This is a genomic window from Alloalcanivorax sp., assembly GCF_964221125.1.
Classification (GTDB): Bacteria; Pseudomonadota; Gammaproteobacteria; order Pseudomonadales; family Alcanivoracaceae; genus Alloalcanivorax; species Alloalcanivorax venustensis.
The window spans coordinates 1-11,905 of the sequence record NZ_CAXPXK010000030.1; the positions used below are offsets into that span (position 1 = coordinate 1).

The window sequence follows — 11,905 nt, forward strand, 5'->3', positions numbered from 1 at the left end:
GGCGTGATGCCGACACCGCCGGCGATCAGCACCATGGGCGCCTCCTGCTCCCGGGTATCGAGCACGAATTCCCCGGCCGGCGGCGCCAGCTCCACGCGGGCACCCTCTTTCAGGTTGGCGTGCAGGTGGTTGGAGCAGACCCCGTCCGGGGCACCGTCCACCGGCGCCGCTTCCCGCTTGACGCTGATCCGGTAGTACTCGTCGCCGGGCGCGTTGGACAGGCTGTAGTTGCGCATCACCGGGCCGGCGCCGGGCACGTCCACGCGCAGGGTGATGTACTGGCCGGGTTTGTGCGGATGCAGCGCGGCGCCGTCGGCGGGCCGCAGGTAGAAGGACGTGATGTTGTCACTCTCCGGTTCGCGGCGCGCCACCACGAACGGCTTGAAGCCCTGCCAGCCGAACCGCTGCTCCTGCTCTTGGTAAATGTCCGCCTCCCGGCCGATGAAGATATCCGCCAGAGCGCCGTAGGCGGCCGCCCAGGCGTCGATGATGTCATCGGTGGCGGCGTCGCCGAGCACTTCCTTGATGGAAGCGAGCAGGTTCTCGCCGACGATCGGGTAGTGCTCCGGCCGGATCCCCAACGACACATGCTTCTGCGCGATCAGCTCCACCGCGTCGGTGAGCGCCGCCGGGTTGTCCACGTGCTGGGCGTAGGCGCAGATGGCGCCGGCCAGGGCACGCTGCTGAGACCCGGACCGCTGATGCGCCGGATTGAAGTAGGGGCGCACTTCCGGATTGTGCTCGAACATGCGCTGGTAGAAATGGCGGGTGAGGGTTTCCCCGTGTTCCTGCAGCACCGGCACGGTGGCTTTGATAACGGCGAGTTGATCGGTGGTCAGCATGATTCCAGGTCTCCTGTTTCTCCGGACTTAAAAGAGGCGTTTTACATACCTCTTTTAAACAGGAATACTATATACCTCTTTAAAAGCGGTCAACGACTTTATGCAACTGACGACCCACACCGATTACTCCCTGCGTCTGCTGATCTATCTGGGGCTGTCCCGCGACAAGGCCCCGGCCACGGTGCAGGAAATCGCGCTGAGCTACGGCATCTCGGCGAACCACATCGCCAAGGTGGCGCAGACACTGACGCGGCTGGGCTATGTGAAGAGCCTGCGCGGGCGCGGCGGCGGCCTGGTGCTGGCCGGCGACCCGGAACGGGTCTCGGTGGGCGAGGTGGTCAGACAGACCGAGAATCTGAAACTGCTCGAATGCTTCGGGGAGAATTCGTCCTGCCCGATCGACCCGGCCTGCACCCTGAAAAAAGTGCTGGGCCGGGCGCAGGAGGCGTTTCTGCAGGTGCTGGACGGCTACACGCTGGCGGAACTGATCACCAACGACACGGAACTGCGGGGCCTGCTGCTCCCCGCCAGTGCCTGACTACAACGGCACCGCCAGCACCGCGAAGGTGTCGCCCATGGCCACCTTGGCGGGGTGGCGGCGGCCGATCAGCAGGCCGTCCACCGGGGCGCGGTATTCCGCCGGTTCGGCGCCGGTACGCTCCATGGAATAGACCCGCGCCATCACCGCGCCGGCTTTCACCGGCTGCCCCAGGTTGACCGCGAATTCCAGCAAGCCGGCGTGTTCGCTCTGCAGGTAGTGGGCGCTGTCGGGAATCTCCAGCATACGGGTAGGCGACATTCGCGGCTCGCCGGGCAGAATACCGGCCCAGCGCAACACGTTGTCCACGCCCTGCTCCGCCAGCGCCACGGTCTCCGGCGTGGTGGTGCCGCCGCCGCCCAGCTCGGTGCTGATGAACACCTTGCCCTGGGCCTCCACCACGGTGTCGTAGAGCGCGTCGCCTTCCAGCTCCGCCATCAGCAGGGTGTTGGGGGCGCCGAAGGCGCGCGCGCCCTCCAGGCAGCGGCGTGCCAGGTCGGCGTCGGCCAGCCGGTGGGTGGCGGCGAACGGCAACAGGTCCAGGGTGCGGCCGCCGGAATGGATGTCCAGCGCCAGGTCGCACAGCGGCACCAGGTAGCGGGTGAAATAGTCGGCGATGCGCTGGGTGAGGCTGCCGGTGGGGCTGCCCGGAAACGCCCGGTTCAGGTTGCCCTTGTCGAGCGGCGAGGTGCGGGTGCCGTTAAGCACCGCCGGGTGGTTCATCATCGGCACGATGATCACCCGCCCGCGGATGTCCTCGGCGCGCAGGCGGCCGGCCAGCTTGAGCAGGGCGGTGATGCCTTCGTATTCGTCACCGTGGTTGCCGCCGGTGAGCAGGGCGGTGGGCCCGTCGCCGTTGCGCGCCACCGTGATCGGAATCATCAGGCTGCCCCAGGCGGAGTCGTCGTGGGAGTGCGGCAGCTTGAGAAAACCGTGTTGCACACCGTCGCGGTGGAAATCCACGGTGGCGGTGATCGGGCTGTCCTGCATGGTGTCTCCTTCGGGCTTGGCCATGACGGGCCGCGGACTTCCCCCTATAATGCCCGTTTTCGCGGGCAGTGAGACCCCGGCAGACAGGAACCGCATGCGTATGACCGACAAAGGCACTCTCTATATTGTGTCGGCCCCCTCCGGCGCCGGTAAAACTTCCCTGGTGGCGGCGCTGGTGGAAAAGCTGCCCCGCCTGCGTATCTCCGTATCGCACACCACCCGGCCGCGCCGGGAGGGCGAAGTGGAAGGGGTCAATTACCACTTCACCAGCCGCGAGACCTTCGTGCGCATGGTGGAAGAGGGCCGGTTCCTGGAGCACGCCGAGGTGTTCGGCAACCTGTACGGCACCAGCGCCGATTGGGTGGCGGAGACGCTGCGCGGCGGCGAGGACGTGATTCTCGAGATCGACTGGCAGGGCGCCGCCCAGATCCGCCACCTGCTGCCGGAGGCGGCCAGCATCTTCATCCTGCCGCCGTGCCTGAAGACCCTGGCCCAGCGCCTGCGCACCCGCGCCTCGGACGACGACCACGTGATCGAGAAGCGCCTCGCCGGGGCCCGGGAAGAGATGAGCCACTACGGCGAATTCGACTATCTGGTGGTCAACGACAACTTCGAACGGGCCCTGCACGAGCTGGCCGCCATCGTCGAAGCGCGCCGTCTGACCACCGACCGCCAGGCGGTACGCCAGGCGGCCACGCTCGCCGACTTGTTGTCCGGTACTGAAACCCAGTAGAATCGCGGGCCGCGCGGAACGCCCGAGTCCAGCGACCCGCGCCCCCCGCAATAGGAGATCGACATGGCCCGTGTAACCGTAGAAGACTGCCTGGAAAACCTGGATAACCGCTTTGAGCTGGTTCTGGTATCCAGCCGGCGCGCCCGCCAGCTGCAGACCGGCGGCAAAGAGCCGCGCGTGGCCTGGGAAAACGACAAGCCCACCGTGGTGGCGTTGCGCGAAATCGCCGCGGGGGAAGTGACCTCCGAATCGGTTGAGAACCCGATCGCCGATCAGGGCGCCGATGTGGACGACCTGGCGATGCTGACCCAGTCGTTCGGCGAGTAACGCCAAAGTGACGTGAGGGGCCGCGATGCCGCGCCCCTCGCTCCGCAACACTTCCCTGACAAGCCTTCATAGCGCCCGCCTTTCAGACCGAAAACCCCTGCCTTTTCAAGCGCTCACGGCGATAACGTAGACAAATCACCACGCCAAACCTAAGCTAGGAATTATCGTTCACTTCGATTCGCCCTGGCGGCGTGGCGAGGAATCTTGCCCTCGATCAACAACCTGAAAAAACGGTTACGCAGCTACCTGACGGAAGAGCAAATTTCACAGGTGGTTCGCGCCTACTATTTTGCCGAGAAAGCCCACGAGGGCCAGTACCGGCGAAGCGGGGACCCCTATATCACGCATCCGCTGGCGGTGGCGAACATCCTGGTGGACATGCACATGGACTACGCCTCGCTGATGGCGGCCATGCTGCACGACGTGATCGAGGACACCGGCGTCTCCAAGGAGCAGCTCGCCGAGGCGTTCAGCGAGGAAGTCGCCGAGCTGGTGGACGGGGTCTCCAAGATTGCCCAGATCAAGTTCGAATCGAAAGCGGAGCAGCAGGCCGAGAATCTGCGCAAGATGATGCTGGCCATGACCCGCGACATCCGCGTGATCCTGGTGAAGCTGGCCGACCGTCTGCACAACATGCGCACCCTGCATGTGATGCGCGCCGAGAAGCGCAAGCGCATCGCCACGGAAACCCTGGAGATCTACGCCCCGATCGCGTTCCGGCTGGGCATGTACAACATGCGCGTGGAGTACGAGGATCTCGCCTTCCACAATATCCACCCGATGCGCGCGCGGCTGATCGGCAAGGCGGTGCAATCGGCGCGCGGCAACCGCCGTGAGATTCTCTCCTCGATCAAGACCAGCCTGGAGCGCAGCCTCGAGGAAGAGGGCATCCAGGCCCGGGTGCTGGGCCGGGAAAAGCATCTGTACAGCATCTACCAGAAGATGAAGGAACAGCATAAGCCGTTCGCGGACATCATGGACGTGTTCGGCTTCCGCATCATCGTCGACCGGGTGGACACCTGCTACCGGGTGCTGGGCGCGGTGCACAATCACTTCATTCCGATTCCCGGCCGCTTCAAGGATTACGTGGCGATTCCCAAGGCCAACGGTTATCAGTCGCTGCACACCACGCTGAAGGCGCACTCCGGCATTCCGCTGGAGATTCAGATCCGCACCGAGGAAATGGAAGCGATGGCCAACAACGGCATCGCCGCCCACTGGCTGTACAAGTCCCACGACGAGCCAGGCTCGCCCACCCACACACGGGCCCAGTCCTGGATGAAGCGGCTGCTGGAGATCCAGCAGAAAGCCGGCAACTCCATGGAGTTCATCGAGAACGTGAAGGTGGACCTGTTCCCGGACGAGGCCTACGTGTTCACGCCCAAGGGCGACATCAAGGAGCTGCCGGCCGGCGCCACGCCGGTGGACTTCGCCTACGCGGTGCACACCAAGGTGGGCACCCGCTGCGTGGCGGCGCGCATCGACGGCAAGCTGGCGGCGCTGTCCACGCCGCTGGAATCCGGGCAGACGGTGAAGATCATCACCGCCCCCAACGCCACCCCCAACCCGGGCTGGCTGAATTTCGTGGTGACCGGCAAGGCGCGCTCCAACATTCGCCACTTCCTCAAGCAGCAGCGCCGCGAGGACGCCGCCGAGCTGGGCCAGCGGCTGCTGGAGAAAGCGCTGATCCCCTACCAGCTGGATCTGTCGCTGTTGTCGGAAAAAACCCTGCAACAGGAACTGAACAACAACCACTACGGCACCGTGGACGAACTGCTCGAGGACATCGGCATGGGCAACCGGCTGGCGCCGCTGGTGGCGCGCAAGCTGGCCGGTGCCCGTGGCGAGAACCGCGACCCGGAGGACGACCGCCTGCCCCTGGCGATTCGCGGCAGCGAAGGGCTGATGGTGACCTACGCCAAATGCTGCTACCCGCTGCCCGGCGACACCGTGATCGGCCACCTGAGCGCCGGCAAGGGCATCGTGGTGCACCGCGACACCTGCAAGAATCTGCTCGCGGAAATGCGCGACGCGCCGGAAAAATGCATTCCGCTGAACTGGGACAAGGACGTGGAGCAGGAATTCACCGCCGCGCTGCGCATCGAGCTGGTCAACAAACGCGGCGTGCTGGCGACCCTGGCCAACGTGGTCTCCGAGCTGGGCTCCAACATCGACACCATCGACATGGCCGGCAAAGACCCCACCCTGTCGATCATCAACGTCACCCTCACCGTGAAACACCGGGTCCACCTGGCGCGCATCATCAAGCGGTTGCGCACCGTGGACAATGTTGTGAGGATTCACCGCATCAGTGCCTGAAGGAAACAGCAGCATGTCCAATCGTTCCGTGATCAAAACCGACCGGGCGCCCGCCGCCATCGGTCCGTACTCCCAGGCCATCAAGGCCGGCTCCACCGTCTACCTGTCCGGCCAGATCCCGCTGGACCCGGCCACCATGGAACTGGTCGGCGGCGGCATGGACGCCCAGGTACGGCGTGTCTTCGATAACCTCAGCGCGGTCTGTGACGCGGCCGGGGGCGCCCTGCACGACATCGTCAAACTGAACATCTTTCTCACCGACCTGAGCCATTTCAATCTGGTCAACGAGATCATGAAAGAATACTTCCAGGAGCCCTACCCGGCCCGTGCCGCCATCGGCGTGGCCGCCCTGCCCAAGGGCGCCGAGGTGGAAATGGACGCGGTGATGGATATCGCCTGACCGGCGCCGCGCACCAAAACGACGCCAGAGGGCGCCCCACCGGCACCCTTTTTTTGTGCCTGGAACGGTACGGATCGTCCCGCAACGGACGCTTTCATCACCTGATCTTCACTCTCCCAACGCTTTTTACAATTAAAAATACCCCTATAAAAACAATCACTTTTACATCAATTAAGTAAACTCAAATGCCTTCCCGCAAGGCCGGTGGCACTCAACTTGCCTGAGTACGCCCGTCCTGATTGGACACTTGCCGCCTTACCTTCAAGGGGAAAACATTATGAGCAGCACCTTTCGTTCTCTGCCCGGAAACGGGCTGGGTCTGGTCTTCCTGTCGGCCTTTCTGTTCCTTGCCGGCTGCGGAGGCGACTCTTCATCCTCCTACGTGGAAGACACACCCGACGCCAAGACCACCCCGGACGCCGTGAGCACCGGCGTAGCCACCGACCCCGCCACCACCGGTCCGTTCACCGTCGCCGAAGAGGAATACAACTTTGGCCGCATGACCGTCATGGACAACAAAAACGGGGACAGCTACGACACCGACATCCACGGCTACATCCAGTACCCCGAGGGTCAGACCGGCCCCTTCCCGGTGGTGCTTTTCCTGCACGGCCGCCACAGCACCTGCTACGACGGCTGGGGGATCGACGACGACGATTGCGCCAACCCGATCCCCAGCTACCGGGGTTACGAATACATCTCCCGCAATCTGGCCAGCCACGGCTACGCGGTGATTTCCGTGGACGCCAACGACATCAACGATAACGACAGCGGCCCAAGCAACGGCGACACCGGGGCACTCGCCCGGTCCATGCTGGTGGTGCGTCACCTGGACGAATTCCGCACCATCAACGCCTCCGGCGGCAACAGCCTGGACATGCTGACCGGCAAACTGGACATGAGCGAAATCGGCATCATGGGCCATTCCCGCGGCGGTGAAGGCGTGAATCAGACCGTGATCTACAACCGCAACCAGCCCGAGCCGCACAACATCACCGCGGTGTTCTCGCTGGCGCCCACCGACTACAACACCCAGACGGTCAGCAACGTCACCTTCCTGGCCCTGGCCGGCTACTGCGACGGCGATGTGGAAGATCTGATGGGCAACTTCGCCTACGACACCAGCCGCTACGCCGTGGATAACGACCCCTATCCCAAGTTCCAGCTGATTCCCATGGGCGCCAACCACAACTACTACAACACGGTCTGGACCACCGACACCCGCCCCGACGACTGGACCATTCTCGACAGCGACGGCGACGACCCCTGGTGCGGCGAGAACGCCGCCGGTAACGGCCGCGACACGCCGGAAGTGCAGCAGGCCCAGGGCCTGTTCTTCATCGCTTCGTTCTTCCGCTACTTCATCGGCGGCGAAGAAGAGTTCGGCGCCTACTGGAACGGCCAGACCTCCGTGCCCGGCAACACCTGCCCGGACGGCACCGGCCCCTGCGACGACCGCTACCTGCTGAGCATCCACGCCCCGGCGGCGGACCGCCTGGTGATCGACGACACCCTGGACCCGGCCAGCCTGACCACCAACAACCTGGGCGGCGCGGTGCGCTTCGACGGCTTCTCCTCGTTCGGCATCTGCCAGACCAACGGCCGGCCCGGCGAGGGCTGCGACGTGGCCACCCCCACCTTCAATATCGCCGAGCAGCTTTTCATGGCCTGGGACACCGCGGCCACCTACCGCTCCGAATTGCTGGGCGTGAACGCTGTCGACTACCAGGTGCTGTCGGTGCGCGTGGGCGTGTCCCACGGCGACGCCGACAACACCGCCGGCCAGGACTTCCAGGTGATCCTCGAGGACATGGACGGCAACCGCGTGTCCGCCCTGGCCAGCGACTACACCGAAAGCCTGTTCTACCCGCCGGGCCGGGAATTCTACGACGAGACCAACCACGGTTCGCAGAAGACCACGCTCAACGCCGTGGACATTCCGCTGACCGCGTTCGAAGGCGTCGATTTCACCAACCTCAACGCCATCGAGCTGGCCTTCGACCAGACCCCCGCCGGCACCGTCCAGGTCACCGACCTGGTGCTCCAGCGCGTCGACTTCTAACCCTGACGGTTCGGGCTGGGCCTGATCGGGCCCAGCCCGCGAAAGGGTGGCTTTCAGCCACCCGGCAAGCGCCCACAAGGCGCCTTCACGACCACCTCTCAAATTCCCCGTTCGGCCTCTCAGGTTATTGACAGCTTTTATTCATCGGGCGGATATTAACCGCTGCTTTCTTTTAGAAAGCTATTTCGCATAGCGAAACACAAAGAAGAAAAGACCCACAATTCCAATAAAACAGGGAGAGCAGCAATGAGCACCCATTTCACAATACCCAGGATCGGGCTTCTGGCCGGCCTGCTGAGCGCCGGGTTGCTGGCCGGCTGCGGCGGCGACAGCAGCAGCTCCGGCGTCGGCGAGCCGTCACAACCGGCGCGCGTCCAGGACACCCGCACTTTCACCGCCAGCGAAACCCAGGCCGCCGCCTTCGACGCGGAAGGCGGCGTCACCGGCCACGATGACGCCGAACAGTGGTCCGGCATCCGCCCCAACGGCGCCAGCTACCGCATTGAGGTTCCGGCCGCCTGGAACGGCCGCCTGGTGATGTACGCCCACGGCTACCGGGGCGAGGGTTCCGAACTCACCGTCGGCAACCCCAGCATTCGCCAGTGGCTGCTGGATAACGGCTACGCCTGGGCCGCCTCCAGCTACTCCACCAACTTCTACGACGTGCGCACCGGCGTCGAAGACACCAACGAACTGGCGCTGGCGTTCACCGACATCACCGGCCTCACCGACCCGGACCGCCTCTACATTATCGGCCACTCCATGGGCGGCCATGTCACCGCCGCCGCCATCGAGGACGAAACCCTGGCCACCGCCAACAACCCGGTGCAGTACCACGGCGCCGTACCCATGTGCGGCGTGGTGGGTGACACCTTCGAGTTCGAATACCTCACCCAGGCGACCATGGCGGCGCAGCACTTCGCGCATATGAAAAACCCCGACGCGCCGCCGCTGACCGGTATCCCGGCCACCAATTTCGATGCCGGCGCCATCAACTCGGTGATCTGGACGATACCGCCGATCCCGCCGTCGACGGACAATCCGACCGGCTCGCTCGGTGTGCCCACCGCCGAGGGGGAACAGTTCCAGGCGCTGATGCGGAATCTCTCCGGCGGCGAACGCCCGGTGGCCGACATCGGTTTCACCACCTACTACTGGCATGTGGTGATGGGCACCGGCGGCCGCGACGGCACCGTCAACGGCATTCTGGCCCGGGACCTGAGCGGCAACGCCGGCGTCACCTACCAGTTCGATAACTTCCCGCCGCTCAGCACCGAGGAGCAGGCCTTCAACGACACCATCCTGCGCGTGGAAGAGAACCCGTCCGCCAACGGCCTGCGTAACGACGGTCTACGCTGGATTCCGGTGATCAACGGGGAATTCAACATTCCGGTGGTCAGCCTGCAGGGGCTGGGTGACTTTTACGTGCCCTTCCGCCACGGCCAGATCTACCGCGAGCGGGCCGAGGCCAACGGCAACGACACCTGGCTGGTGCAGCGGGCGATCCGCTCACCGGGCCACTGCGATTACACCGCGGAGGAACAGATCAACGCCTTCGAGGACATGGTGGCCTGGGAACAGGGCGGCCCTAAACCGGCCGGCGACGACTTTCTCGATCCGGCCACGGTGGCCGCCGACGACTTCGGCTGCCAGTTCACCACCGCCGACCGTAACGGCGTGCCGGCCTGCACCACGCCCCCGTAAGGCTTTTCCGAAGCCCTGAACGACAACGCCCCGCATTCGCGGGGCGTTTTCTTTACGGCGGGGCGACAGCGGACGCTCAGTCCAGCGCCAGCTCCGAGTCGAGGATCGCCTCAAAGCCTTCCGGCAGCACGTCGGCCCAGGCGTTCAGGCCGTTGCGCAGGCCTTCCAGGGTCGGCGCCACCAGGTTGGCGTGGCCCACCTTGCGGCCCGGGCGCACGCTCTTGCCGTACCAGTGCACCACGCCCGGGTGCTGCAGCCAGGCCTGATCAAAGGGCGTGCCGATCAGGTTCACCATGGCGCTGGGGCCGTGCACGTTGAGCGAGTGCAGCGGTACGCCGGCCAGGGCGTGCACGTGCAGGTCGAACTGCGACCAGTCGGCGCCCTCGTGGGTCCAGTGGCCGGAGTTGTGCACCCGGGGCGCGATCTCGTTGACCAGCAGGCGGCCGTCTTCCTCGAAGAACTCCACCGCCATGACGCCGGCGTAATCCAGCTTTTCCATGATCCGCCGCAGGATGTTCTCCGCCTCCGGCTGCAGCGCGGCGCTGGCGTTGGCCGGCGCCAGGCTCAGGCGCAGGATGCCGTCCACGTGCCAGTTGCGGGTGAGCGGGTAGAACAGGGTCTCGCCGGCCGGGTTGCGGGCGCCGACGATGGACAGCTCGCGACGGAACGGAATCTTCTTCTCGACGATGGCGCGCCCGGCCAGCTCCTCCGCCGGCACCGCGGACAGGTCGCCGCCGTCGCCGACGATCCAGGTGCCGCGGCCGTCGTAGCCGCCGCTTCGCGCCTTCACCACCACCCCGCCGAACTCGGCGGCGGCGTCCGCCAGATCCTCGACCCGGTCCAGGTTGCGCCAGGGGGCGGTGGCGATGCCCAATTCATCGAGCATCGATTTCTGCGTGTAGCGGTCCGGGATCACCGCCAGGGCGCCGCGCGCCACGCAGCGGTCACTGGCCGCCAGCCGCGCGGACAGACCGCTGTCGGGGAACGCTTCGCGCTCCACGGTGACCACCGGGTAGCGCTCCAGGCACTCTTCCCAGGTGATCGGCACCGCCAGATCGGAGGTGCCGGGCAGCAGCAGGGTGCGCTCCGGGTCGTAACGGTCCACCACCAGGCCCAGGCGGGCGGCGGCCTCCGCCATCATCAGGCCGAGCTGGCCACCGCCGAGTACCAGTACACGATTCATGCCGCGCTTACCCCTGACCCAGTTCCGCGTCCGCCAGCACCTGATCGGCGCGGGCGGCTTTCCAGTCGGCGATGCGCTTCTGCAGGGCCGGGTCGTCACTGCCCAGCATCTGCGCCGCCAGCAGGCCGGCGTTGTAGGCGCCGGCGGAACCGATGGCCAGGGTGCCCACGGCCACGCCCTTGGGCATCTGCACAATCGACAGCAGGCTGTCCAGGCCGGACAACGAGCGGCTCTGCACCGGCACGCCCAGCACCGGCAGCGGCGTCATGGCGGCGATCATGCCGGGCAGGTGGGCGGCGCCGCCGGCGCCGGCGATGATCACCTTGTAGCCCTGATCCGCCGCGCTTTTGGCGAAGTCGTACATGCGTTGCGGGGTACGGTGGGCGGACACCACCTCCGCCTTCCAGCTCACACCGAACTGGGTCAGGGCGTCGCAAGCCTCTTTCATGGTCTCCCAGTCGGACTGGGACCCCATTACAACCGCTACCGATACCGTCATTGCTTCACTCCCGTGCGGAGGCCACTTTCAAGGGCGCACACTCTACCGATTCCACCGCCCGGCACAAGGGGACCAACGGCCTGGAGCCGCCGGAAGCCGGGCGAAGGCGCCAACAATACCGCAGCCGGGCGGCAAGGCCCAGTGCCGGTGAATTCCGTCCCTATATAAGCCCCCGGCATGAACAAGGGGTGATTATCAGCAATCGTTCTCATAGGGATTTGCCCACCGGCGGCGCCGTTTGTGATGCTGGGTTCCGGCGCCGGCAAGGATTCGCGGTGCCGGCCGAAAGGCATTTGCAGCAAAGCAGT

11 protein-coding genes are annotated in these 11,905 nt (G+C 65.3%); 7 read left to right on the top strand and 4 right to left on the bottom strand.

What is annotated here, in order from left to right:
• On the bottom strand, window positions 1-842 hold an 842-nt coding region (locus tag ACEQZD_RS04045), incomplete at its 3' end, for a globin domain-containing protein (protein WP_370184177.1).
• Between the two features lie 100 nt (window positions 843-942).
• On the opposite strand from ACEQZD_RS04045, the gene ACEQZD_RS04050 reads away from it, so the two are divergent.
• The gene (locus ACEQZD_RS04050) at window positions 943-1,380 is read left to right on the top strand and encodes an Rrf2 family transcriptional regulator (protein ID WP_370184179.1); all 438 of its coding nucleotides are present in this window, start codon (window positions 943-945) and stop codon (window positions 1,378-1,380) included.
• On the opposite strand, the gene doeB is transcribed toward ACEQZD_RS04050, so the two are convergent.
• Window positions 1,381-2,370 carry a N(2)-acetyl-L-2,4-diaminobutanoate deacetylase DoeB gene (doeB, locus tag ACEQZD_RS04055; protein WP_335628325.1) on the bottom strand — a complete coding sequence of 330 codons (990 nt, stop codon included), beginning with the start codon at window positions 2,368-2,370 and terminating at the stop codon, window positions 1,381-1,383.
• Between the two features lie 100 nt (window positions 2,371-2,470).
• On the opposite strand from doeB, the gene gmk reads away from it, so the two are divergent.
• The 6 genes from gmk (at window position 2,471) to ACEQZD_RS04085 (ending at window position 9,915) form a co-directional block, all read left to right on the top strand.
• On the top strand, window positions 2,471-3,103 hold the full coding sequence (gene gmk, locus ACEQZD_RS04060; protein ID WP_142948012.1) for a guanylate kinase: 633 nt from the start codon (window positions 2,471-2,473) through the stop codon (window positions 3,101-3,103).
• A 63-nt stretch (window positions 3,104-3,166) separates the two neighbouring features.
• Window positions 3,167-3,430 (top strand): DNA-directed RNA polymerase subunit omega, encoded by a 264-nt coding sequence (rpoZ, locus tag ACEQZD_RS04065; RefSeq protein ID WP_142947848.1) that lies wholly within the window; start codon window positions 3,167-3,169, stop codon window positions 3,428-3,430.
• Window positions 3,431-3,634: 204 nt separating this feature from the next.
• Window positions 3,635-5,749, top strand: a complete 2,115-nt coding sequence (locus ACEQZD_RS04070) for a bifunctional (p)ppGpp synthetase/guanosine-3',5'-bis(diphosphate) 3'-pyrophosphohydrolase (RefSeq protein WP_142947849.1) — start codon at window positions 3,635-3,637, stop codon at window positions 5,747-5,749.
• Between the two features lie 13 nt (window positions 5,750-5,762).
• Window positions 5,763-6,149: a RidA family protein gene (locus ACEQZD_RS04075; protein ID WP_142947850.1), complete on the top strand. Its 387-nt coding sequence runs from the start codon at window positions 5,763-5,765 to the stop codon at window positions 6,147-6,149.
• A gap of 277 nt (window positions 6,150-6,426) precedes the next feature.
• Complete coding sequence (locus tag ACEQZD_RS04080; protein WP_370184183.1) at window positions 6,427-8,211, top strand: alpha/beta hydrolase; 1,785 nt, start codon at window positions 6,427-6,429, stop codon at window positions 8,209-8,211.
• 246 nt (window positions 8,212-8,457) lie between these two features.
• Window positions 8,458-9,915, top strand: coding sequence for an alpha/beta hydrolase family protein (locus ACEQZD_RS04085; protein WP_370184185.1), 1,458 nt, complete (start codon window positions 8,458-8,460; stop codon window positions 9,913-9,915).
• A gap of 76 nt (window positions 9,916-9,991) precedes the next feature.
• On the opposite strand, the gene ACEQZD_RS04090 is transcribed toward ACEQZD_RS04085, so the two are convergent.
• A complete protein-coding gene (locus ACEQZD_RS04090) occupies window positions 9,992-11,098 on the bottom strand; it encodes a 5-(carboxyamino)imidazole ribonucleotide synthase (RefSeq protein WP_370184187.1) in 1,107 nt (368 codons plus the stop codon).
• Window positions 11,099-11,105: 7 nt separating this feature from the next.
• Window positions 11,106-11,597, bottom strand: coding sequence for a 5-(carboxyamino)imidazole ribonucleotide mutase (purE, locus tag ACEQZD_RS04095; RefSeq protein ID WP_067610214.1), 492 nt, complete (start codon window positions 11,595-11,597; stop codon window positions 11,106-11,108).
• Window positions 11,598-11,905: the final 308 nt, after the last annotated feature.

What these genes read in the sequence shown, in the direction of transcription:
- ACEQZD_RS04090 (WP_370184187.1), bottom strand. Translation starts at nt 11,098, where the DNA reads ATGAATCGTGTACTGGTACTCGGCGGTGGCCAGCTCGGCCTGATGATG.
- gmk (WP_142948012.1), top strand. Translation starts at nt 2,471, where the DNA reads ATGACCGACAAAGGCACTCTCTATATTGTGTCGGCCCCCTCCGGCGCC.
- ACEQZD_RS04050 (WP_370184179.1), top strand. Translation starts at nt 943, where the DNA reads ATGCAACTGACGACCCACACCGATTACTCCCTGCGTCTGCTGATCTAT.
- purE (WP_067610214.1), bottom strand. Translation starts at nt 11,597, where the DNA reads ATGACGGTATCGGTAGCGGTTGTAATGGGGTCCCAGTCCGACTGGGAG.
- rpoZ (WP_142947848.1), top strand. Translation starts at nt 3,167, where the DNA reads ATGGCCCGTGTAACCGTAGAAGACTGCCTGGAAAACCTGGATAACCGC.
- ACEQZD_RS04080 (WP_370184183.1), top strand. Translation starts at nt 6,427, where the DNA reads ATGAGCAGCACCTTTCGTTCTCTGCCCGGAAACGGGCTGGGTCTGGTC.
- doeB (WP_335628325.1), bottom strand. Translation starts at nt 2,370, where the DNA reads ATGCAGGACAGCCCGATCACCGCCACCGTGGATTTCCACCGCGACGGT.
- ACEQZD_RS04075 (WP_142947850.1), top strand. Translation starts at nt 5,763, where the DNA reads ATGTCCAATCGTTCCGTGATCAAAACCGACCGGGCGCCCGCCGCCATC.
- ACEQZD_RS04085 (WP_370184185.1), top strand. Translation starts at nt 8,458, where the DNA reads ATGAGCACCCATTTCACAATACCCAGGATCGGGCTTCTGGCCGGCCTG.